Origin of the sequence: Chryseobacterium cucumeris (assembly GCF_001593385.1) — a bacterium.
GTDB lineage: Bacteria > Bacteroidota > Bacteroidia > Flavobacteriales > Weeksellaceae > Chryseobacterium > Chryseobacterium cucumeris.
Map to the genome: position 1 here is coordinate 102936 of NZ_LUVZ01000002.1, position 22914 is coordinate 125849.

21 protein-coding genes are annotated in these 22914 nt (G+C 35.6%); 18 read left to right on the forward strand and 3 right to left on the reverse strand.

What is annotated here, in order from left to right:
* The first annotated feature begins 176 nt into the window (after window positions 1-176).
* The 8 genes from A1704_RS06720 to A1704_RS06755 all read left to right on the forward strand — a co-directional run bounded on the left by A1704_RS06720 (window position 177) and on the right by A1704_RS06755 (window position 5863).
* Complete coding sequence (locus tag A1704_RS06720; protein ID WP_062671780.1) at window positions 177-557, forward strand: SRPBCC family protein; 381 nt, start codon at window positions 177-179, stop codon at window positions 555-557.
* A 48-nt stretch (window positions 558-605) separates the two neighbouring features.
* Complete coding sequence (locus A1704_RS06725) at window positions 606-1112, forward strand: GNAT family N-acetyltransferase (RefSeq protein ID WP_062671782.1); 507 nt, start codon at window positions 606-608, stop codon at window positions 1110-1112.
* Window positions 1109-1492 (forward strand): VOC family protein, encoded by a 384-nt coding sequence (locus A1704_RS06730; protein WP_062671784.1) that lies wholly within the window; start codon window positions 1109-1111, stop codon window positions 1490-1492. The genes A1704_RS06725 and A1704_RS06730 overlap by 4 nt, the downstream gene beginning before the upstream one ends.
* Before the next feature lie 35 nt (window positions 1493-1527).
* The gene (locus A1704_RS06735) at window positions 1528-2550 is read left to right on the forward strand and encodes a glutaminyl-peptide cyclotransferase (RefSeq protein ID WP_062671786.1); all 1023 of its coding nucleotides are present in this window, start codon (window positions 1528-1530) and stop codon (window positions 2548-2550) included.
* Between the two features lie 102 nt (window positions 2551-2652).
* Window positions 2653-3678 carry a glutaminyl-peptide cyclotransferase gene (locus A1704_RS06740; protein ID WP_062671901.1) on the forward strand — a complete coding sequence of 342 codons (1026 nt, stop codon included), beginning with the start codon at window positions 2653-2655 and terminating at the stop codon, window positions 3676-3678.
* Between the two features lie 143 nt (window positions 3679-3821).
* The gene (locus tag A1704_RS06745) at window positions 3822-4784 is read left to right on the forward strand and encodes a hypothetical protein (protein ID WP_062671789.1); all 963 of its coding nucleotides are present in this window, start codon (window positions 3822-3824) and stop codon (window positions 4782-4784) included.
* A 27-nt stretch (window positions 4785-4811) separates the two neighbouring features.
* Window positions 4812-5426 (forward strand): deoxynucleoside kinase, encoded by a 615-nt coding sequence (locus A1704_RS06750; RefSeq protein WP_002977952.1) that lies wholly within the window; start codon window positions 4812-4814, stop codon window positions 5424-5426.
* Window positions 5427-5512: 86 nt separating this feature from the next.
* Entirely contained in the window at window positions 5513-5863 is a 351-nt protein-coding gene (locus tag A1704_RS06755; protein WP_062671803.1) for an arsenate reductase family protein, read from the forward strand.
* A 55-nt stretch (window positions 5864-5918) separates the two neighbouring features.
* On the opposite strand, the gene A1704_RS06760 is transcribed toward A1704_RS06755, so the two are convergent.
* The 3 genes from A1704_RS06760 to A1704_RS06770 all read right to left on the reverse strand — a co-directional run bounded on the left by A1704_RS06760 (window position 5919) and on the right by A1704_RS06770 (window position 7472).
* Window positions 5919-6392 carry a hypothetical protein gene (locus A1704_RS06760; RefSeq protein ID WP_062671804.1) on the reverse strand — a complete coding sequence of 158 codons (474 nt, stop codon included), beginning with the start codon at window positions 6390-6392 and terminating at the stop codon, window positions 5919-5921.
* Between the two features lie 62 nt (window positions 6393-6454).
* Window positions 6455-6760, reverse strand: coding sequence for a DUF493 family protein (locus tag A1704_RS06765; protein WP_047433612.1), 306 nt, complete (start codon window positions 6758-6760; stop codon window positions 6455-6457).
* A gap of 40 nt (window positions 6761-6800) precedes the next feature.
* Window positions 6801-7472: a DUF4197 family protein gene (locus tag A1704_RS06770; protein WP_062671805.1), complete on the reverse strand. Its 672-nt coding sequence runs from the start codon at window positions 7470-7472 to the stop codon at window positions 6801-6803.
* Between the two features lie 364 nt (window positions 7473-7836).
* On the opposite strand from A1704_RS06770, the gene A1704_RS06775 reads away from it, so the two are divergent.
* The 10 genes from A1704_RS06775 (at window position 7837) to A1704_RS06820 (ending at window position 22910) form a co-directional block, all read left to right on the forward strand.
* The gene (locus A1704_RS06775) at window positions 7837-10686 is read left to right on the forward strand and encodes a SusC/RagA family TonB-linked outer membrane protein (protein WP_062671806.1); all 2850 of its coding nucleotides are present in this window, start codon (window positions 7837-7839) and stop codon (window positions 10684-10686) included.
* A gap of 4 nt (window positions 10687-10690) precedes the next feature.
* Window positions 10691-12142: a RagB/SusD family nutrient uptake outer membrane protein gene (locus tag A1704_RS06780; RefSeq protein WP_062671807.1), complete on the forward strand. Its 1452-nt coding sequence runs from the start codon at window positions 10691-10693 to the stop codon at window positions 12140-12142.
* A gap of 77 nt (window positions 12143-12219) precedes the next feature.
* A complete protein-coding gene (locus tag A1704_RS06785; RefSeq protein WP_062671813.1) occupies window positions 12220-13611 on the forward strand; it encodes a glucoamylase family protein in 1392 nt (463 codons plus the stop codon).
* Window positions 13612-13707: 96 nt separating this feature from the next.
* Window positions 13708-14415 (forward strand): carboxylesterase family protein, encoded by a 708-nt coding sequence (locus tag A1704_RS06790; RefSeq protein WP_062671815.1) that lies wholly within the window; start codon window positions 13708-13710, stop codon window positions 14413-14415.
* A gap of 80 nt (window positions 14416-14495) precedes the next feature.
* Window positions 14496-16823 carry a beta-glucosidase BglX gene (gene bglX, locus A1704_RS06795; RefSeq protein WP_062671816.1) on the forward strand — a complete coding sequence of 776 codons (2328 nt, stop codon included), beginning with the start codon at window positions 14496-14498 and terminating at the stop codon, window positions 16821-16823.
* 94 nt (window positions 16824-16917) lie between these two features.
* Window positions 16918-17316, forward strand: coding sequence for a hypothetical protein (locus A1704_RS06800; protein ID WP_062671817.1), 399 nt, complete (start codon window positions 16918-16920; stop codon window positions 17314-17316).
* A gap of 113 nt (window positions 17317-17429) precedes the next feature.
* Complete coding sequence (locus A1704_RS06805) at window positions 17430-17840, forward strand: hypothetical protein (RefSeq protein ID WP_062671818.1); 411 nt, start codon at window positions 17430-17432, stop codon at window positions 17838-17840.
* Between the two features lie 260 nt (window positions 17841-18100).
* Window positions 18101-19729 (forward strand): T9SS type A sorting domain-containing protein, encoded by a 1629-nt coding sequence (locus A1704_RS06810; RefSeq protein ID WP_062671819.1) that lies wholly within the window; start codon window positions 18101-18103, stop codon window positions 19727-19729.
* Window positions 19726-20937, forward strand: coding sequence for a hypothetical protein (locus tag A1704_RS06815; RefSeq protein WP_131797480.1), 1212 nt, complete (start codon window positions 19726-19728; stop codon window positions 20935-20937). The genes A1704_RS06810 and A1704_RS06815 overlap by 4 nt, the downstream gene beginning before the upstream one ends.
* A 554-nt stretch (window positions 20938-21491) precedes the next feature.
* A complete protein-coding gene (locus A1704_RS06820; protein ID WP_062671824.1) occupies window positions 21492-22910 on the forward strand; it encodes a DUF5977 domain-containing protein in 1419 nt (472 codons plus the stop codon).
* The last annotated feature ends 4 nt before the right edge of the window (window positions 22911-22914 follow it).

Here is a 22914-nt window from a genome sequence, read left to right on the forward strand (position 1 = left end):
ATGAACTTGCAGCAATAAAAAGTTCACAAAAGGAAAATTCTGAAATTTTGAAGGCTTACGTGTACTTCTCATGAGTAGAAATTTAAACTTAATAATTTACTAGATAAAACTTTGTGACTTTTGTGGTTAAAGATTATAGGTAAAATGTGTACATTTAAACATATTAAACCTATAATATGAGTACACCCATCACTGTTCAGTACACCATAAATGCTCCGGCTGAAAAAGTCTGGAAAGCATTAACCGATAAAAATGAAATGAAATCCTGGTATTTTGATATCCAGGATTTTGTTTTGGAAACAGGTAAGGAATTCAACTTCTATGAACCGGGAGGTGAGAATAAATACCATCACCACGCACAGATTTTAGAAGTAATACCCAATGAAAAATTAAAGCACACATGGTCCTATCCTGATTTTTCAGCCCTGAAGACCATCGTAACCTGGGAATTGTTGCCTGAGGGCGGACAAACTGTGGTAAAGCTAACCCATGAAGATATTGAAAACTTTAAAGAGTTAGGGGAAGGCTTTTCAAGAGGAAACTTTACAGAAGGCTGAAACACGATTTTGGGACAGAGTTTAAAAGAATATTTAGAAAAATAAATTATGATCACATTACACCTTTTTACGATAGAAGATGCTCCACAACTGATTTCAAAGATAAAAGACGAAAGGATGCTTCTTCAGTTTGCCGGGCCCGTATACCGTTTCCCTCTCACAGAAGAGCAGCTGGAAAAGGACTTATCTGATGAAAACAGAACTCTTTTTAAAATTACAGATCAGACCGGAAATACAATCGGGCATGCCCAGATATTTCTAAAAGAGAAGACATTCCTGCTGGGAAGAATTCTGATCTGGGATGAAAATAACAGAGGAAAAGGCTATGGAAAGAAGGTTATGCAAGAGCTTTTGAAATATGGGTTTAATCACTTTGATAAAGAAACAGCAGAGCTGAACGTGTACGACTGGAATACCGGAGCTATAGAATGTTACAAAAAAGTAGGTTTTGCTTTTGATCCATATGTTAAAAGCGAAGCCAGGATTGATCAGGAAACATGGGTTTCTCTGAATATGAAAATCCATAAAAATACCTTTAAATTGCAGGAATCATGACACAGTTTACCGCACTTCGCCCTGTTTTCTGGACAGAAAATCTGGATGAAACAATTACATTTTATATGAATGTTCTCGGATTTACCCTGATGGGTAGAAATGACGACTGGCAATGGGCTTCTCTTCGAAAAAATGATATATACATTATGCTCTCCCAGCCTAATGAACATGAAAACAATCTTTCCATCGGGTTTTCAGGATCATTTTATTTCAATGTAAATCAGGTAGATGATCTTTGGGAAGACCTTAAAACAAAAGCCAAAGTCTGCTATGAAATCGAAACTTTTGAGTGGGGAATGAGAGAGTTTGCAATATATGACAACAATGGATACATATTACAATTTGGTGAACCCGCAGATAATATTGGCAATACGGAATAAAATTTGCTATTTTTGGAGAAATATTTAGAAATTCAATGAAAAAAAGTATAATAGCGGGTTTCGCAGCGATTTTATTATTGGCGTCTTGTAATAAGGATAAAGAAATTCTTAATACATTAAACACTTATAATACTTCAATGGAGGCGAAGGGATACCATTTCGGAGATAAGCTTGAGCTTCCGAAAGAGGTAACGGAAAATGCAGAAAGCGTAACAATCAGCTTTGGAGATAAAGAAACAGCAGATTTAACAATTGATCCTAAATTTTTCACATTAGGAGACAATGCTGTTACATTCAATATTAAAACAAAAGGAGGTGAAGTGCTAAATCAGGATGCAACCATAAATGTATTTGCAAAAAATCCTGAAAAAAATATTCCTTATCAGATTGTAGCGGAATATCCTCACGATCCTAAAAACTTTGTACAGGGTTTCCAGATTGAAGGAAATACCATTTATGAAAGTGACGGGCAGAACGGATCTTCACAGATTTTAAAATATACGCTGGGAACAACAACTCCGCTGGCTTCTACAAAACAGGCTCAGGAAGACTTTTCTGAAGGAAGCACCATCGTGGGTGATAAAGTTTATCAGTTAACGTGGCAGAGCAAAAAAGGATATGTTTATGATAAAAGTTCTTTAAAGCTGCTTTCAGAATTTGCTTATCCTAATGTATTGGGTGAAGGTTGGGGATTAACGTATGACGGGAAAAGCCTGATTGCTTCTGATGGAAGTAAACTTTTATATTTCCTTGATGTAAATGATCCTTCAAAACTGATCAAATATATTGCTGTTGCAGGAAGTTCTCAGGCATATGATCAGTTGAACGAGCTGGAATACCACAATGGATTTATCTATGCCAACGTATGGCAGAAGCCGGTTATTTTAAAGATCAATCCTGCCAATGGAGAAGTAGTGGGAACTTTTGATTTTACAGAAATTGCAAAACAGAATACCAAAGGAAGTGATGATGTACTGAACGGAATTGCCTTCAAAGGAGATAATATGCTGGTAACAGGAAAGAACTGGCCAAAGATTTACGAAGTTCAGATCAAATAATCTGATTCTATTGATAAAAAATAAAAATAGCGTTCCCTTGGGAGCGTTATTTTCGTTTTGAGGATTAAATTTTAGTACTTTTGGAAAATGATTAATACCTTCATGAAGCGAAATATCCATATTGCTTTGGCAGCCGCTTTATTCCTTGCCTCTTGCAGCAACAAGGAAAAAATGCTGGATTCTCTGGCGGATTACAATAACTCAAAAGAAGAAAAAGGCTATCATTTCGGTGATAAACTTGATCTTCCCAAAGAAGTGACTGAAAATACGGAAAGTATAACCATCAGCTTTGGGGATAAAGAAACAAAAGACTTAAGAATTAATCCTCAATTTTTCACATTGGGTGATAATAAAGTAGTCTTTGTGATTAAAACTAATCGCGGTGAAACTTTAAACCAGGATGCTACGATTAATGTATTTACTAAAACTCCTGAGCATAATATTCCCTATAAAATAGTTGCCGATTACCCTCATGATCCCAAAAACTTTATTGAAGGTTTTGTGGTAGAAGGAAATACAGTGTATGAAAGTGATGGAATGAAGGGATCTTCTCAGCTTATAAAATATACTCTAGGATCTTCAGTTCCCAAAATTATGGCTAAGCAGCCCGCTGATATTTTCTCTGAAGGGTGTACGATTGTAGAAGATAAGGTGTATCAACTGACCTATCAGAATAAAATCGGTTTTATTTATGATAAAAATACTTTGAAAAAATTATCCGAATTTCCATTGCCCGGTGTAATTGGAGAAGGTTGGGGACTGACCTATGATGGGAAAAACCTGATCGCTACGGATGGTTCAAAGAATCTTTATTTTCTGGATGTTAATAATCCTTCAAAAGTAGTGAAAACGATTGCAGTTGGCGGTTATTCTACCGTTTATAATCAGCTCAACGAGCTTGAATATCACAAGGGATTTATCTATGCTAATGTTTGGCATCAACCTGTCATTCTAAAAATTAATCCTGCAAACGGAGAAGTCATAGGTAAACTTGATTTTACACAATTGACAAAGGAAAATGATAAGGGAGACAGCGAGCATGTCTTAAACGGAATAGCTTTTAAAGGGGATAATATGCTCGTGACAGGTAAAAACTGGGAGAAAATTTATGAAGCCGCTTTTCAATAAACTCATTATATCTATTGTAGAGCAGTTTTTTCATCAAGAAGATGGTCTCAATTTTGATTCACCTCAATGAAGATTCTATTGAAATAAAACCATCTTTTGAGTGAAGTTATTTTTCAGTAAATTGACCCCATTAAAAAAACAGAGTGAAGTTTTTAAACATACTATTTTTTTTTCTTTTCTGTATAGCTTCAGCGCAGAATATTCTTCCTTTGGATACATTGAAACTAAAGGAAGCTAAAGATATGCTTGCCGATGACTACGGAAATCTCTATATCTATAAAAACAAAGATTTCAGTTTTACCAAATATGATTCTTTAGGAAAACAGATCGGAAAAATGATGCTTACTGTACCCTATAAAGTTCAGAACGTTCAAAATCCTCTGAATGTACCTTTGTTTTCTGAAAATGCCCAGGAAATGAAATTTGTAGACCAGAATATGAATGAGATTCAAAGATTGGATTTTAAACAGAAATTTGGTTTTATCAGAATGGCTTATGCCGAAGATCTGCAGCAGCTGTGGCTTTTGGACGACAGTACAAAACGTCTGATACAATATAATTTCAGAAATGATACCACCATCAACTCATATCCTTTTGATATCAGTTTTGAAGATTTAATGGATATGCTGGTCTATGAAAATAAGGTCTATATCTTAACAAGAAAACATATCAGGATTTACAGCCTGAAATTTGAAAAACTTTTCGAAGCCCCTTTGGAAAACGGAAAACGTTTTCGAAGAGAAAATGATGTGATCATGGTTGTCGCTGGTAATTCCATTTCACAATACATCCCTGAAAAAGGGATGACATCCATTTTTGAAGATCAGGAAGCGCAAATTGTGGATAAAAACATCCTCTCTTATTTTGCAATCAAAGGGAACAAACTCTATCTTTACAGCCTTGAAAAAGTAAAGAAAGCCCAACAGCAAAAACAGCTCGAAGCTCAGCCGGAATCTCTGCAGCCATCTACAGAAAAACCAGTAGAAAAGATGGAAGAAAAACCAGTTGAGAATACAGCAGAGAAACCTTCAGACAATACTTTACAGAAATTGATTGAAGATATTTCCCAGGTTCAGACTGAGGCTGTCGAAAAACTTATCAACTAATCGGTAAATACAAGGAAAAAGAATATTATGCATATTGCAGTTACAGGAAACATCGGAGCCGGAAAAACAACTTTGACAACGATGCTTTCCAAGCATTACGGATGGGATGCACAATTTGAAGATGTAGATCATAATCCTTATCTGGAAGATTTTTATTCAGACATGAGCAAGTGGAGTTTCGCACTGCAGGTATATTTCCTGGGGAGCAGATTCCGTCAGGTAAAAGAGATCAGAGAAAGCGGGAAAAATATTATTCAGGATCGCACCATCTATGAAGATGCCCATATTTTTGCGGAAAACCTGAATGATATGAATCTTCTTTCAGACAGGGACTTCAATAATTATTCATCAGTATTTGATCTGATGAAGTCTTTCGTATCTGCTCCAGATCTTTTAATCTATCTGAAATCTGATGTTCCTAACCTGGTTAAAAAAATCTACAAAAGAGGTCGTGAATATGAAGCATCCATCAGTATTGAATATCTTTCAAAACTGAACCAGAAATATGAAAAATGGATCTCCAACTATACAGAAGGAAAATTGCTGATTGTAGAAGTGGATGATCTTGATTTCGTTGAAAAACCTGAAGATTTCGGGTTTATTCTGGAGAAGATTGAAGCAGAACTGCACGGATTGTTTTAACATATTTTTATCAGAACATTAAGACAAACTCAGGGTAAATCTTTTTAAATTTGTTAAGACCAAGTTTAATTTTTGAATAATGTATCATGGTAGTTAAAGTTTTACATAACGTAAACTGTTCAAAGTCCAATGCTGTACTGGAGTATCTTGACGAAAACGGAGTACCTTTTGAGATCATTGATATTGTTGATGATCCTTTAAGTCCTCTTGAAATAAGAACGGTGCTGAAGAAACTGAATCAGAGTGTTTTTCATATTATCCGTAAAACCGATAAGCTTTACGTTGAGAACTATGCAGATAAAAACTATTCAGAAGAGGAATGGATAAAGATTCTTTCCGAAAACCCATCTTTAATACAAAGACCCATTCTGGTAAAAGGTTCAGTGGCAATGCTGGGAAGACCCATTGAAAATGTAAAGTTCTTTATTGAAAAATAGATGAAACTTAATAAATAAAAAAGATCCGTTCTGTTAAAGAGCGGATCTTTTTATGTTATGGGATTTTTGTAGTAACCGGGCCGTTTATCGCCTTATATAAAGCTTCCAGTTCTTTTGGAGGACGTCCGGAATCAAATTCTGAGGAAGTATACTCTTTTCCGCCAGCGGTAATGATAATGGATGCTATCATTGCCCTGTCAGAATGCCTGCCCTCTGTAGGAGCTTTAAGATCTGATATCTTCGATAAATCAATAGTTTGAGCTAATCTGGAAACCATCTGCCATTCTGCGGGAGATATTTTAGTAGTAGTGATTTCTTCGTTAATATTGGATTCTTTTGAGGAAGGAGTGAAAACAATATCTCTGCTGAATCCTCTTGTCCTTTCTGTTAAGCGGATCTGTTCAATCTTTTGTTGCTGAACTGCAGAAGAGATATTTTGGGTATTATTTTCGCTGTTATTTTTGTGCATACAGTTTGTAGCGGAGGTTGCTAAAATGATATTAAACAGGATCAGTTGGATATTCATCATATTCTGTTTTTATGTATTAATAATAAAAAAACCGCTTCAACATGATGAAACGGCCTTTGTTTTTATAATAGAATAACGCCTTCTATTTTTGCTACTTCTTTATAAATATTCACTACCTGATTGGCATCCAGAACAAATGCATTGATATTGCAGGCTGTGTATTTTCCATTTTTGCTTTCGCGGTTTCCCAGTGTAAATTTAATACCATCAAAAACTCTGTAAATTTCAGTAAGTTTTGCCTGATCTGTAGGAATAATAAATTTAAATAAATAGTCCTCCGGAAAATCATGATGATCCTCCAGTTTCTCCCTCAAAGACTGATAAAAGTCTTCAGGGCTTGCGTGTTGATTTCCTTGTAATATATCCATCTGCAATTGTTAATATAATATAAATATAACGAAAAATTTCCTATTTTCCAAATGGTCCCAGCAGAGACTTGGAGTTCTGGTGTTCATAATCTTCGATGATGTTGAATAATCCATTTACAAGCTGTTCAGAAGCAAGTTTACTCAGTCCTCCTGAATTGACAGTGTTGTTATTTCTCCCTAAAAGGCTGCCCAGAAAATTGCTGCCTGATAACGCTGTATTGATAGTTTTTACTATGCCATATTCGTTCAGTTTTTCATCTACTTTAGGAGCAATGGCAGCAATAAGCTGTTGGGATGTTTTTTCCTTCAGAATCTGTGTAGCGGTTGTTCCCTGCATAATTCGCGTTACATCCTGAGCATTAAGACTGTTGACTGCATCCTGCAAAATGGGTTTCGAGGTGTTCACGGTATAAGCTGCAGCCTGTGCTATATAATCTCTTTCTTTGGCGACCAGTGAGGGTGCAATTTTCTCCAGCGTAGAATTGATATCTCTCAATTCTTTGGGAAGAGCTTTATCAACCATATTATTCTGCAGGAACGCTTCTTTATTCCCGTAGATACCCATTCCTTTATCAATACCATTGAGCAGAATTCTTTTGATAATAGAAAGCCCCATGTCTGATGTGGCCAGTGAAGTGCAGGATTGTACACTGGTGGTAATAACAGCACCGGTCCCGATCAGAAGAGCGGCTGCAATGATATATTTTTTCATTGATCTTTTATTATGTATTTCTAACATGCTTTTGTCAAAAACTGCACCAAAGGTAATTACTATTCTGTATTTAACAAAATATTAAATTGAGTACATGTTTTGGTGAATATTGTGTCAAAAAAAATAAAATTTCATTTAGAGATATGATGAATAAAGTATCTTGATTTTAAATAAAGGATTATAAAATTTAATTTTTTAGTGTTTTTCATTTAATAAAATGTGGAAATTTTTAAATATTTAAGATAGTTTAACAGTGTTGGATATTTTTTATATTTTTGGCTAATGTCTTTTTTTGAGATTTTAAATAACTCCACTATTTAGAGACAGGTACAAATTTGATTTATTTGAATAAAATTGAAACTATATGAAACAAAGTAATTTAAAGTATTCAGGTCTCATTGCCGTTCTATACTTCGGGATGAATGTGAATGCACAGGTTACGCAGGATTCTGCTAAAGTCCAGAAGATCGACGAAGTCGTTATGATTGGATATGGTAGCCGTAAAAAAGTAGACAACACTACTTCTATTAGTTCTATCAGTGCGGAAGAAGTAACTAAAACTAAAGTGTTGAATGCATCACAAGCCATTCAGGGTAAAGCAGCCGGGGTACAGGTAATAGCTTCCGATGCACCAGGATCTACTCCGACAGTGATGATCAGAGGACTTGGTACAGTACTGGGGGGAAGAACACCTTTATATGTAGTTGATGGGATGTTTACTGATAACATCAACAATATTAACTCTAATGATATTCTGACCTATGATGTATTGAAAGATGCTGCAGCATTGGCTATCTATGGTAACAGAGCTGCTAATGGAGTAATTATCATTACGACAAAGTCAGGTAGAGGAAAATTAAGCGTTTCCTATGATGGATTAGTTGGATTCAGAACTCCTTTAAAAACCATTAAAATGGCTAACGGGTCTGAATTTGCAAATTATAATAATGCTGGTAAAGCAAGTAATTATTTGAATCCTAATCAACCCTATAATACAGATTGGTTTAAAGAAATTACAAGAACGGGAATTTACAACCAGCATAACTTATCAATTTCAGGATCTTCAGAAGCTGCAAAGTACTTTTTAAGTTTAAGTAATTATGATGAGCAGTCTATCCTTAAAGGAACAAATTATAACAGGACTACAGTAAGAACCAATAACGAGTTCAGAATTACCAAAGGAATCAGATTGGCGCAGACTTTAAGTGCAACATTTACTAATGATACTCCTAAATCGTATGGTGCTTTTACAAATGCTTATAAACAATCACCATTAGTCCCTGTATATTATCCGAATGGAAAATATGGTCAGCCTATTTATAATAAGACCAACGGGAATATCGATTATGAAGGAGGACGATTTAATAATGTAGGCAACCCGGTGATGCAGCTTGCTTATGATAATCAAAGAGGTAGAAATTTCTTATTACAAGGTGGATTAAAATTGGATATAGATATCTACAAAGATTTAAAATTTACCTCTCAATTTAGTGGAGAATATGGTAACTATAAATACTATAATTTCGTAAATTCAAAATCTTTCTGGTTAGATAGTGATCCTATGAGAACAGAAAACCAATACTCAGCTACGTCACCATTAACAAGGTTAACCAATAAAAGTCAGAACTATTTCAACTGGTTACTTAATAATTATTTAACCTATACAAAGAAAATTGAAAACCATGATATTGAAGTTGTTGTAGGTACAGAAGCTTCAGTAAAGAATGGGCTTGAGACTTTAATTATTAACAGGAAAGATGTTCCTATTGCAAAAGATTACTGGAATCTTAGCGGAGTTGATTACTATGGTAACCTGTATAGTGATAGTGATACAAAAGCTCTTGAATCAATAAAAGGAAACAGAAATACTACAATTTCGTATTTCGGAAGATTCCAATATAAATTTATGAATCGTTACTTATTAAGTGGAACGATCAGAAGAGACGGTTCTTCTCAGTTTGCTGCTGGTAATAAGTGGGGTACATTCCCATCATTTGGTGCAGGTTGGATTATTTCCGAAGAAAACTTCATGAAAGATGGTTTCTTTGACCTTTTGAAGCTTAGAGGTGGATGGGGTAAAATCGGAAACCAGAATGTTCCTTTGAATTATCTACCACTTTCAATGGGAGCAACTTATAATTATGCGTTTGGAAGTTCACCAGTAAGCAATGGAGTTACTGTTAATAAAGGTTACGATCCGGACTTAGGATGGGAAGTTACAGAAGAATCCTCTTTAGGATTAGATTTTGGAATCCTGAATAAAAGATTGACAGGTACGTTTGATATTTATAACAGAAAAACCAAAAATCTTATTTTGGGAGTTGTTCCATATATGGCAACTGGAATTTCTGATTTGAATTATTCTCATATGGGAAGTGTTGTTAATAAAGGTGCTGAGGTAAGCCTAAACTGGGCTGATAAAGTAGGCGAGGATTTTACCTATTCAATTGGTGCCAATTATTCTTACAATAAGAACAAACTTGCCAGCATTAATCTTTCTAAGCCTGTTTCTCAAATTGTTGGAGGAAATCTTGGAAACGGACAAGATACAAAACTTTTTAACGCTAATGCAGTTGGTTATGCATTAGGAAGTTTCTATTTATGGGAAGCTGATGGTTATGATGCAAATGGTAACCTGAAGTTTAAAGACTTGAATGGTAACGGAATTACAGGAAGTGCAGATCCTGGAGACAGAAGATTCTTTGACTCTTACATACCAAAGTCAACATTAGGTGTTAATGTTTCAATGTCCTATAAAAATTGGGATTTTGCCCTAAGTGGTTATGGAGCTTTCGGATTCAAAGTGTATAACGGTAAAAAAGCACAAAGGAATGGTGGAGAAAATGTCGAAGCTTCTGTAGCGAATGATTTTTGGACTCCTACAAACACTAATGCAGCAAATCCTGTAAATCCTGCAAATATTCCAATTGCATCTACATTCTATTTGGAAAGCGGAGATTATTTCAGAATCAATAATATTTCAGTAGGATATACATTTAAAAATGTAACGGATTATATGAAATCAATTAAGCTTTATGTAAGTGCAATTAATCCTTTTGTTTTCCAGAAATACTCAGGATATTCCTCAGAATTATCAGGATATAATCCTGCGGATCCTACTGCAGAAGGAGATCCTTACAAACGTGCGGGGGTAGAATTAGATGCTTACCCTACATTAAGATCTTTTGTATTTGGTGTTAACCTAAATTTTTAAAAAAATGAACAAAAAATATATCATAGCAGCGGCATTTTTGATTTTAGGAGCTGTTAACCAAAGTTGTAGTAATGACTTTATCGACGTGTCACCTACGGAAGCAATTCCTGAGAGCGCATTGGGTGAAATATACAATAATGATGCAGGAGCCAATAGTTTAGTTACAGCTATTTATGCTAAGTTTTTAGACTGGAATATGAGTACATTTGCATGGATCGGGGTTACATCAATTGTCTCTGATGATGCGGATAAAGGTTCAAGTGCAAGTGATTCAGGTTCAGATAAAGATATTTTAGATGCTTTGACATTTACAGCATCAACACCGTCATTCAAAGAATTGTTTGCTTCTAATTATCAAGGTATTAATAGATGTAATCAGGCGTTGAAATATCTTCCTCAATTGGATAAAGTAGACCCGCAATTACGTGAGAGATTAGCGGGAGAGGCAAAGTTTTTGAGAGCATTTATGTACTTTACTTTAGTTAGATCTTTTGGAGGTGTTCCGTTAGTAGACCATGTTCCCGTTACAGGAGTTGAAGCCGACAAGCAAATGACACTAACCAGAAAAAGCAAAGAAGAGATTTATGCATTTATAGAAAAAGACCTTAAAGATGCAGCAGCAGTTTTGCCTTCTGGAACGGGGGGACAAAGAGCTACAAAAGGTGCTGCCCATGCACTTTTAGCTAAGGTGTATTTATATCAGAAGAAATGGCAGTTGGCAGTAGATGAGACTAATTTGGTGACAGGTTATTCATTGACAACTAATTTCCAGGATATTTATAAAGTTTCCGGAGAAAATAATGCTGAATCTATCTTCGAAATTAATGGTAGTGGAGGAACAGCAGGAAGAGCAATCCAGCAGTATAGCCAGGTTCAGGGAGCCAGAGGTACTACAGGCTGGGGCTGGGGATTTGCAACGCCTACCCAAGGATTATATGACGCCTACTCTGCAACAGATTCCAGAAGAGATGCTACGATTATCCATAGAGATATGACTTTATATGATGGATATTATGTAGGTCCAAATACAGAAAATAAATTCTATAATTATAAAGCTTATTCTTCCAATTATAGAGATCAGGCTTCAACAGACGTAAACATTCGTTATCTGAGATATGCCGAAGTACTATTAATCAGAGCTGAAGCAATGAATGAGCTCGGACAAACATCTGCAGCTATTCCTTTCCTGAATCAGGTAAGAAACAGAGCTAACATCGGAAACACTACTGCTTTTTCTCAGGCAGACGTAAGATTGGATATCTGGAAACAAAGAAGATTAGAGCTTGCTTTCGAACATGACAGATGGTTTGATCTTGTAAGAACCGGACAAGCCCAGGCAGCCATGGCGGCTGATGGTGGTAAAAAATTCATCGTTGGAAAACATGAACTATTCCCACTTCCACAAGACTTCATAATGGAAGCTGGTGGATTGTCAGCACAAAACCCCGGCTATTAAATTTAATCAATAAAAACTTTAGAGGAGAATGAAAGTTCTCCTCTTCTTTTAGTAAGAAACCCTAAAAAAGAGATCTCATGAAAAGGAACGTATTATCAATAGCTATTACTTCATTATTCTTTGTGTATTCCTGTAAAAATGCGCCCGTTGCCAAACAGGAAGCTGGAAAAACTGAAGCAGTAAAAAGCAATATCACGGATGAACAACTGATGGACAGAGTGCAGAAAGATGCTTTAAAATACTTCTGGGACTATGCAGAACCTAACTCAATGCTGGGAAGAGAACGTTACCATGAAGATGATATCTATCCGGATAATGATAAGCACGTGATCACAACAGGAGGCTCAGGATTTGGGTTGGCAACTATTCTGGTAGGAGTAGAAAGAGGATTTGTTCCAAGAAAAGAAGCGGTGAAAAGGCTTAGTCATATTATGGATTTCTTGGCTAAAGCAGACCGCCATAAAGGAGCATGGTCACATTGGATCAATGGGGAAACCGGAAAAACAGTGCCTTTCGGGAAAAAAGATAATGGTGGTGACCTTGTGGAAACCGCTTTCCTTACCTCAGGAATACTGATGGTCCGTGAATACTTTAAAAACGGAAATGCAGAAGAAAAAAAACTGGCAGCAAAATGTGATGAACTGTGGAAAGGAATCCAATGGAACTGGTATACCAAAGGAGGTGAGAAAGTTTTATACTGGCACTGGTCACCGGATTACCAATGGGAAATGAATTTTCCTCTTGAAGGATATAATGAATGCCTGATCACTTATATTTTAGCAGCCTCTTCACCTACTTATTCCATTGATGCAGAAACCTATTATAAAGGCTGGACCAGAAACGGAACTTACCTTACAGATAAAACAAAGTACGGACTACCTCTGTATGTAAAACACAACTATGCCGAAGAATACGGCGGCCCGCTTTTCTGGGCACAATATTCATATATCGGGCTTGATCCGACTGGATTATCCGATAAACTTGTCAAAAATTACTTTGACGTCAATAAAAATCAAACCCTTATCGACTATCAATATTGTGTCGAAAATCCAAAACAATGGAAAGGGTATGGTCCCAACTATTGGGGGCTTACAGCCGGATATACAAGAAATGAAGATGGAAGCACTGGATACACCGCTCACATGCCTGGCAATGATAATGGAGTGATTACTCCTACAGCTGCCTTGAGTAGTTTTCCCTATACACCAAAAGAATCAATGGCTTTCCTGAGATTCATGTATACCCAAAAACCTGAATTCATAGGATCTGCAGGACCTTATGATGCGACCTCCATTAATTATAATAATTGGTTTACCCCAAGATATCTGGCGATAGATCAGGGAACGATAGCACCCATGATCGAAAATTACAGATCAGGATTCCTGTGGAAGTTATTTATGAATGCCCCGGAAATTCAGCAGGGATTAAAAAAACTAAGCTTTCGGTCAGCTAAATATGGAATAAAATAATTCAAAAGGAACGGCCATTGTCCCGAGCTTAGTTGCAGGGTTCCTTAAATAAAAAAAATCAAATCCGCTGGCTTTAACCAAAACCTAAATAACAATATGAAACTAAAACTGAAACATATTCCTCTTTTATTACTGCCGTTTTCATTACCAATGAGTGCACAGGAGATAAAAGCGGAACTCAATAAAGAAATTAAAAGACAGGAGAAAATGTCTTACATTCTGGATTACCCACAAAATGTTAAAGGAACTGTACCATTAATAGTTTTCCTTCATGGTTCAGGAGAACGGGGAACTAATCTTGACCTGGTAAAGGCTCACAGTCCATTTACCTATAAAAATCTGATCAAAGAACCTGTAGCGGTTCTGGCGCCTCAATGCCCGGAAGGAACTTGGTGGGATACGGTTACCGTATATCATCTGATCAAGGAAATTCAGAAGAAATATAAAATTGATGCTTCCCGTATTTATCTTACAGGACTTTCTATGGGAGGATGGGGAACCTTAAAGCTGGCCATGGAGCATCCGGAAATGTTTGCTGCAGTGGCTTCAGTGTGTGCCCCTACAGATCAGGTCATGACCGCTAATATTCATCGGTTTAAAGATCTGAACATGAAAATTTTCCATGGCGGAATGGACGATATTGTACTACCTGCGAATGCTTTTAATTTTTATCAGAAGCTGCATCCTGTAAACCCTTCAGCAGAATTGGTTATCTTCCCGAATGATAATCATAACTCATGGGATTCGGCATACTCAAATCCCGCTTTGTATGAATGGATGCTGTCCAAAAAGAAAGAAAAGTAATCCAGGACACCAATGATTGAAAAATAACCCCATCAAATTAAAGCAAAAAATATAAAACAATAATTTAAGAAGATAGATTTATGAAAAAGTTAATTGTAATCGCCACTTTAGCATTGGCACCTGTATTTTCCGCACAGGAAATGGTAACGAAGCCCGTTCAGTCTTACCAGACAGCTCAGTATCAGGCTAAGAAGAAAGCTTTTGTAGACAATCTTTTATCTAAAATGACATTGGATGAAAAAATTGGGCAGATGAACCTTCCGACTTCCGGAGATTTCACTACAGGACAGGCACAGAGCTCTGATATCGGAAAAAAAGTAGAGCAGGGATTAGTCGGCGGATTATTCAATATAAAAGGAGCAGATAAGATCAAGGCAGTTCAGAAAGTGGCAGTAGAAAAAAGCCGTCTGAAGATTCCTATGATTTTCGGAATGGATGTTATTCATGGCTATGAAACTACTTTCCCGATTCCTTTAGGGTTGGCTGCTTCATGGGATATGAACCTTATCCAGCAGTCTGCAAAAGTAGCTGCGAGAGAAGCTGCTTCCGACGGGATCAACTGGACATTCTCTCCCATGGTAGATATTTCCCGTGAACCAAGATGGGGTAGAGTATCAGAAGGTTCTGGTGAAGACCCATATTTGGGAAGTGAAATTTCTAAAAATATGGTGTATGGCTATCAGGGGAAAGACCTTGCGAATGGAACCAATATTTTAGCATGCGTAAAACATTTTGCTTTATATGGGGCAGGTGAATCCGGAAGAGATTACAATACGGTTGACATGAGCCATGTAAGAATGTTTAATGAGTATTTTCCTCCTTATAAAGCAGCAGTGGATGCTGGTGTGGCTTCTGTAATGGCCTCTTTCAATGAAGTGGACGGAGTACCTGCGACAGGTAACAGATGGCTTCAGACTGAAGTATTAAGAAATCTATGGAAGTTCAAAGGCTTCGTAGTAACAGACTATACTGGTATCAATGAAATGGTAGACCACGGTATGGGAGATCTTCAGCAGGTATCTGCTTTGGCTTTAAAAGCTGGGGTTGATATGGATATGGTGGGAGAAGGTTTTTTAACAACATTAAAAAAATCCCTTCAGGAAGGAAAAGTTACGCAAGCTGAAATTGATATGGCAGCAAGGAGAATTCTTGAAGCAAAATATGATCTTGGTTTATTTGATAATCCGTACAAACATGGAGATGCGAAGTTAGCGGCAAAAGAAGTCTATAATATGGAAAACCGTAATATAGCAAGAAATACAGCTGCTCAATCCATGGTGTTATTGAAAAATGACAATCAGGTATTGCCTTTAAAGAAATCAGGAACAGTGGCTGTAATCGGACCATTGGTGAATAACTCAATGAATATGGCCGGAACATGGAGTGTTGCTACAAAACACGCTTCTTCAGTTTCTTTGATGCAGGGATTACAGTCGAACTACGGAAAAGAAGTTAAGTTTTTATCAGCAAAAGGAGCTAATATAGACTATGATGCCAAATTAGAAGAAATCTATGCAGCTCACGGTAAAAAAACAGACAGAGACAACCGTTCCAAAGAAGAGTTGCTAAAAGAAGCGGTAGAGGTTGCCAACAAAGCAGATGTGATTGTTCTGGCTATCGGAGAATCTGCTGAAATGAGTGGAGAATCTTCTTCAAGAACAGAAATTACCATTCCTCAGTCTCAGGTTGATCTGCTAAACGAGTTAAAGAAGACGGGAAAACCAATTGCAATGGTTCTTTTCACAGGACGTCCTTTAGCTTTAACCAATGTAAAAGATACTCCGGATTCTATATTGAATGCATGGTTTGCAGGATCTGAAGCAGGTAACGCGATTGCGGATGTTCTGTTCGGAAAAGTAAACCCGTCGGGAAAACTTCCAATGACTTTCCCAAGAAGCCTTGGACAAGTGCCAATCTATTATAATGCTAAAAATACAGGTCGCCCGCTGAGTCAGGATAAAGTAGACAAATGTACTTATGAAAGATTCCGTTCAAACTATATGGACGAATGTAATACGCCTTTATATGCTTTCGGATATGGATTGAGCTATACGAAATTCAATTATTCTGATATGGCAGTTTCCACTACTACTGCAAAAGGCAATCAGACCGTTCAGGCATCCGTTACTGTAACGAATACGGGAAATTATGACGGAGCTGAGGTTGTTCAATTGTATATCAGAGATATGGTGGGAAGTATTACAAGACCGGTAAAAGAACTGAAAGGTTTCCAGAAAATATTTTTGAAAAAAGGAGAATCTAAAAAAGTAACTTTTGATATCACTCCAGAAAGTTTGAAATTCTATAACGGAGATCTGAAATATGACTGGGAATCAGGAGAATTTGATATTATGATCGGAACCAGTTCTGACAATGTTCAGCATTCAAAGATTAACTGGACTAAGTAATATCCGGAAAAGTAATTCACCGGATTGTGTTATGATGTTTTTTTTGGCACGATTTTTAATAATACCTCGGGTAATTATTAGTATACAAATCGACATGAAAAAAACAATTTTATTAAGCACAATGTTCCTGGGTTCTTTACTGTTTGCACAAAAAGGAACAATAAAAGGTGGAGACAAAGATGCACACGGATGTATTGGTTCTGCAGGATATACTTATTCTCAAATTAAGAAAGACTGTATAAGAACGTTTGAGCAGAAAATCAAGTTAACAGAAGTAGCTCCGAAAGACAGCTATACTTCAATAGCTGCAGTTATTTTCAGTAAAGACATGAAACAAGCTGAGGTTTTTGTAAAAGATGCCGGTGAAAGAAGCATTATCCTTACCAGAGCAGGAGGTAAAGCCAAAGCATGGAAAAAGGATGGTTATGTATTGGTTCCTCACAAAAAGCACGGATATCAGCTTAAAAAGGATAATGTCGTGATCTATCAGTAAGATCCGGTTAAAAAAAACCGCTCGAAAGAGTGGTTTTTTTGTACCTTAGAGAAATTAATTAATATCACATTTCTGGGATATTGTAACCAGTCAAAAAAACAAATATTTTACCTATGAAAAAAATAATTTTACTCAGTACCATGTTCCTTGGATCATTCGTTTTTGCGCAAAAAAGTACTCCTGTTCTCGGAGGTGACAGAGATGTTCACGGTTGTATTGGCTCTGCGGGATATACCTATTCCCAATTACGAAATAATTGTATACAGACTTTCAATCAGAAAATAAAACTCAAAGAAGTAAACTCAGACAAAAGTTATACTTCAATGACGGCAGTTATTTTTAATAAAAGCATGACTAAAGCCGAAGTATTCATTCCGGATGGAGCTGCAAAAAGCATTATTTTGGATAAGCAGGGAAAAGCAAAAATCTGGAAAAGCGGAGCTCATGTGAAAGACAGCTATGTTTTAACTCCCTATAAAAAGAGTTACCAGATCAAGAAGAATGATGAAGTCATTTATCAGTAAAATAAAACTTTAAAAATATAAAGCCACTCGGAAGAGTGGCTTTTTTGTGGCTTGAAATCAATGAATTCAATTGGATTTTAATGCGACAAGTTTTGTCGTTGTGGATAGATACTTTTGCAACATAATAGAATGAAAAATATATCAGAATAAAATGATAAATAGCATGATTAACGGTACCACATAAAAGTGACTTTCTATCTTAAAAAGTGTTAAATTCGCGAAGTTTTAAGAAACTAATTACTAACTCAAAAAAACATAGGATGAAAAAATTCTATTTCGGTGCATTTACTTTATGCACAGCCCTGGGTGTATCTGCTCAGGAAGTGATATGGCAGAAAGATATCCAGTCCTCTACCCAGGATTTTCTAAGCCAGGTCACTACAACCATTGATCAGCAGTATCTAATTACAGGAAGCTCTATACAGTCTAAAAGCCAACCGCAAGCAGCCAGCAGCCAAAAGCAAAACTATGGTTACGATTTTCATTTGGTAAAACTCAATCAGCAGGGTCAAGAAGTCTGGGAGAAATATTTCTCAGGACAAAACCATGATTATCTGTCAGCCACTGTTACCACTCAGGATGGCGGATTTCTTTTGGCAGGAACTTCTTATTCAGGAAAGGGATTGGATAAAAAAGAGGATTCCAAAGGAGGTTCAGATATCTGGCTGATCAGAATCAATGAATTTGGAGATGAACTATGGCAGAAAACGTTAGGAAGTTCTTCCGATGAAGAAGCCAGAGCTGTGATTCAAACGACAGATTTAGGATTTTTTGTTGCCGGAAATGTCCAAAACTCATCAAAAGGCTATGGTTCCAAAGATGTTTTAATTACCCGATTAGACAAAGACGGAAAAGAATTATCACAATTGATTTTAGGTGGAAAAGGTTTAGACGAAGTAGAAAAGATGATTCCAACGAGAGATGGAGGAGCTTTATTAGGAATTTATTCGAGAAGTTCATCTGTTAAAACGAATAATCAGCAATCAAAGATCAACACTAATACTTCGACTGATAAACCTGCAACCTATAACCTGTTATCTGCAACCTCAAAGCAGAGCGACAATTTCGGTGAAGGCGACTACTGGATTGTCAAGCTGGACAAAAACGGAAAAGTAGAATGGGAAAAGAACTTTGGAGGTAAAGGAGATGATCATATCAGAACGCTGGCATTAACTTCAAATGGTTTTATTATTGGCGGAGAATCCAGATCAGAAAGATCAGGTAATAAAACGGTAGGTCTGGAAGAAGGAACAGACCTTTGGCTGATTTCTTTAAATGAAAGAGGCGATGAGCAGTGGCAAAAATCCTACAATTTCAAGAACCGTGATATCCTGATGGGAATGAGCGTTCTTCATTCAGCAGATGACAAATCTTCCAAAGGAATTTTATTGGGAGGTTACACTCAGGCAGAAGGAAGAATCCAAGCTGATGATGAAACTTTTTGGATACTGTATCTGGATCAGAATGGCAATGAACAGTGGAGAAAGCATGTGAATGGTGAATCCAGACAAAAAGAAGAAAGACTTTCTGATTTAAAGCTGAACAGAGACGGCTCCATTATTCTTGCCGGAACCAGCGCAGAAGAGCTGGGTAAAGAAAACTGGAAAATCGTGAAGCTGGGCGACAAACAGGTTGATCAGCTAATAGAAAAATACGACATTAAAATTTATCCTAACCCTGTTTCAGATTATGCTTACGTAGAAATAGGTTTTGATTTTAAGGATGCAGATATTCTTTTGTATGATATGAGCGGAAGACAGCTTCAAAGTATAAAAACCAAAAACAAAGTGACTAAGATTAATACCCAGGCTTTGATTCAGGGAGCTTACTTGATCACTATAAAAACTGATACCAATAAAACTGCAAACGCGAAACTTATTAAAAAATGACTCCAATAAGAATTATGAAAAATGTTTTAATATTATTTTCTGTAATAGTAATTCAATTAGTTTCATCCCAAGATCGCCCCATGGATGATTACAAAATTGCAAAAAATATAAATGTATCTAACAATTATAATACAGGAGAGCCGAATATAGGAGTTCCATTATACAAAGTAGAAACAGGAGGTATTGCAGTAGCATCCTCTCTAAATTATTCTAATAATTTGATGATTGGAGAACCTTCTATCGTCGGAACTAATTGGAATATCAATTTATTTGGAAAAATTATTGTAAAAGAATCACGTGCTTACTTAGATCCTATAGTCAGCAAACAAGGTAATGGTTTTTATGCAGTAAATTCAAATAGATGTTTTCTTAATGAAAAAAATACCACTATTACAAAAAAGCAAATGCTTGACAATCCTAATACGAGTATTGAGCAGTATTATCCAAATGAATTTTATTTTGAATTTTTGGGTTATAAAGGAACTTTTTTATCTGATAATGTAGGTAATATTTTAGTGCAATCCGAAAATGACGAATTCAAAGTCACTTTTAACGGACAAAAATGTTATAACATGTATGCCCCGATTAATAATACTCTTCCAGAAATAATTATGGAAGATACCAAGGGCAATAAATTTTATTTTGGTGGAGATTATAACTCTGTTGATATTAACTATGTTAAGAATAAATATCAATATGACAATCTATCGGGTAATTCGACTGCATATACTGTTTATAGGAATATAAATTATTTGAATGCATTTTATTTAAAAAAAGTTGAATTAAGTAATGGTAGAACTATCAATGCCTTTTATAGAAGTGGAAATAGGAATCTTTTAGATCCTTTTACAAATGGAGGGTATTATTATGGCAGTGACTACTCTTTTGTATTTCCTTCTAAAGCTACATTAGCTGATAATAGTTTGTTTCTTGGTAAGGATATAATTAATAATTATAATACTTACAACAGCTGGAGTACTTCAACAAGTTTCGGTTTTAGTGAAAATAAAACGGATACATATTATAAGATTGCGATTTTAGATTCAATAAAAATTTCTGACTATGGCAGTGTCAGTTTTTCATATCAGGATATAAATAATCAATTGACCAAACCTTTTCTTAAAAAAATTCAAGTAAAAGCTACAAATAATAAGCTAATTAATAATATTGATTTCAGTTATAATGTAAAAGAAGACAGAGTTTTTTAGAAAAGGCCATAATCAACCAAGAGCAATATTTTTTTGAATATTATACCTATAAGAGTAGCCAGGATAAAATTAATAGTCAAGGTGGCTTAATTCGTAAATTAATACATCCTACCAATGGCTTCGATTTTTTTGTCTATGAACAAAATACTGCTTCAAAAGTATACGGCTATGATGGAAATAATAACTATTTTTTAAATGATATCCAAAATAAGAGTGTACCTGGTCAAAGACTAAAAGAAATTACAACATATGATACAAATGGGAATAATTTCATCAAAAAAAGGTTTTTTTATAATTATGAAAATGGAAGATCAACAGGAATAACATCACAAGAACGAACATCAGCCCCTATAGGAAGCAGTTCTGATCCTTTAGCTCTATATTCGAGCAGTGGAGGTTATTATGAATCATTATATGACGCCGATATTAGTTACAGTAAGGTAATAGAAAAAATAGAAGGTAAAGAAAAAAGCGAATTTTACTTTACAGATCTTGCTACAAATCCTGACTCTTTAGATCTAAAAACTTTTTCGTCCAGCACTCCTGCCAGTTATGTGAGTCTTAGAAAGAAATATATTAGCAAGAGTGCTGAGAGAGGTAAACTATATAGAACAGATAATCAAATTAATGTTAAAAATATATTTTATCCAGGTGATTTATTAAAAGCGTCTAACTGTTATAGTTCCAATTGTAACTTTATTAATATTGATAAACCAGGTAAGAAGTTGCTTACCTATAAACAGATGGTTGATGACAATATTAACTTACCTATTTTAGTTATTGAAAAAAATAATTCTAATAAATATACTCTTTCAGAAAGTATTTATAATAGGTTTGAAAACTCTAATAGATATAGATTAGTAACACAACAGGTGAATCAATTAAATTCTCATTTTGATGAATCAAATTTTGAAAATGCTGAAGTTTTTGAAACAGAAAAATTTGATCTATATGACAATAAAGAGAATTTAATCCAAACAACCCGTAAATCAGGAATACCTATAACTACAATTTGGGGCTATCATCAAACTAAACCTATAGCTATAATTGAAGGAGCTTCCTATTCACAACTTATGCAAATTTTCAATTTAAATCCCAATGATCCTAATTCTTATAAAGAGCTGGAAATCGTTAAAAAATCCAATTTGGATATTGATGATGTAACCGAAAATGAATTAATTTCCAATCTAAATATATTTAAAAAGAAATTGGAACCTATGCCCTTTAAAGTTACATTATATGCTTATGATCCGTTAATAGGGGTTAAAACTATTTTTAATTCTTCAGGGATTAAAGAAAACTATAAGTATGATTCTCAAAATAGACTAGAAAGAATATTTGATAATAATGATAAAATATTAAAAGAATACAAGTATAATTATGCTCCTCTGTCAATTCCCCCTATTATCTTTTACAACTCAGAACACAGTAAACCTTTTACCAGAAATAATTGTGGTCAAGGTTATGACAGCGATACATATGACTATACAGTCCCTGCAGAAATATATTCATCCACGATAAGCCTATCTGATGCTGAACAAAAAGCATTAGATGATATTAATTCAAATGGTCAAGCAGAAGCAAATCAAAACTTGCAATGTTTTGCTTCCGAGTGTCCATTTACTCCTATGGGAGGATTATCTTTGACTAAGCCATCAGTAATTTATAATGAAAATTCATATTTGGTTCATTTTAGCGCTCTTATTAATACTAATGGTATAGATCCTACATCTTTTAGTTCGGGAGCTGGACGTACACTTGGGCTTATAACGGGAACTTGTAGGCCTTCAAGGACTCAAGTGATTACCTTTGATGAACCTTCAGGAGGAATGTTTGGCGATACTCCAGCTAATCGTAGATGGGAGGTAAGAATTGATGCTGTTGGGAATGTGTCTGCAAAATTAGTATCTGGCACAATTACGAGTTCAAGATATGGATATATAAACTTTAAGTTTCATTTTTCAAAAAACTAAACAC

Excerpts from the sequence above, each read along its gene's own strand:
- A1704_RS06720 (WP_062671780.1), top strand. The coding sequence starts at position 177 with ATGAGTACACCCATCACTGTTCAGTACACCATAAATGCTCCGGCTGAA.
- A1704_RS06725 (WP_062671782.1), top strand. The coding sequence starts at position 606 with ATGATCACATTACACCTTTTTACGATAGAAGATGCTCCACAACTGATT.
- A1704_RS06730 (WP_062671784.1), top strand. The coding sequence starts at position 1,109 with ATGACACAGTTTACCGCACTTCGCCCTGTTTTCTGGACAGAAAATCTG.
- A1704_RS06735 (WP_062671786.1), top strand. The coding sequence starts at position 1,528 with ATGAAAAAAAGTATAATAGCGGGTTTCGCAGCGATTTTATTATTGGCG.
- A1704_RS06740 (WP_062671901.1), top strand. The coding sequence starts at position 2,653 with ATGAAGCGAAATATCCATATTGCTTTGGCAGCCGCTTTATTCCTTGCC.
- A1704_RS06750 (WP_002977952.1), top strand. The coding sequence starts at position 4,812 with ATGCATATTGCAGTTACAGGAAACATCGGAGCCGGAAAAACAACTTTG.
- A1704_RS06755 (WP_062671803.1), top strand. The coding sequence starts at position 5,513 with ATGGTAGTTAAAGTTTTACATAACGTAAACTGTTCAAAGTCCAATGCT.
- A1704_RS06760 (WP_062671804.1), bottom strand. The coding sequence starts at position 6,392 with ATGATGAATATCCAACTGATCCTGTTTAATATCATTTTAGCAACCTCC.
- A1704_RS06765 (WP_047433612.1), bottom strand. The coding sequence starts at position 6,760 with ATGGATATATTACAAGGAAATCAACACGCAAGCCCTGAAGACTTTTAT.
- A1704_RS06770 (WP_062671805.1), bottom strand. The coding sequence starts at position 7,472 with ATGAAAAAATATATCATTGCAGCCGCTCTTCTGATCGGGACCGGTGCT.
- A1704_RS06775 (WP_062671806.1), top strand. The coding sequence starts at position 7,837 with ATGAAACAAAGTAATTTAAAGTATTCAGGTCTCATTGCCGTTCTATAC.
- A1704_RS06780 (WP_062671807.1), top strand. The coding sequence starts at position 10,691 with ATGAACAAAAAATATATCATAGCAGCGGCATTTTTGATTTTAGGAGCT.
- A1704_RS06785 (WP_062671813.1), top strand. The coding sequence starts at position 12,220 with ATGAAAAGGAACGTATTATCAATAGCTATTACTTCATTATTCTTTGTG.
- A1704_RS06790 (WP_062671815.1), top strand. The coding sequence starts at position 13,708 with ATGAAACTAAAACTGAAACATATTCCTCTTTTATTACTGCCGTTTTCA.
- bglX (WP_062671816.1), top strand. The coding sequence starts at position 14,496 with ATGAAAAAGTTAATTGTAATCGCCACTTTAGCATTGGCACCTGTATTT.
- A1704_RS06800 (WP_062671817.1), top strand. The coding sequence starts at position 16,918 with ATGAAAAAAACAATTTTATTAAGCACAATGTTCCTGGGTTCTTTACTG.
- A1704_RS06805 (WP_062671818.1), top strand. The coding sequence starts at position 17,430 with ATGAAAAAAATAATTTTACTCAGTACCATGTTCCTTGGATCATTCGTT.
- A1704_RS06810 (WP_062671819.1), top strand. The coding sequence starts at position 18,101 with ATGAAAAAATTCTATTTCGGTGCATTTACTTTATGCACAGCCCTGGGT.
- A1704_RS06815 (WP_131797480.1), top strand. The coding sequence starts at position 19,726 with ATGACTCCAATAAGAATTATGAAAAATGTTTTAATATTATTTTCTGTA.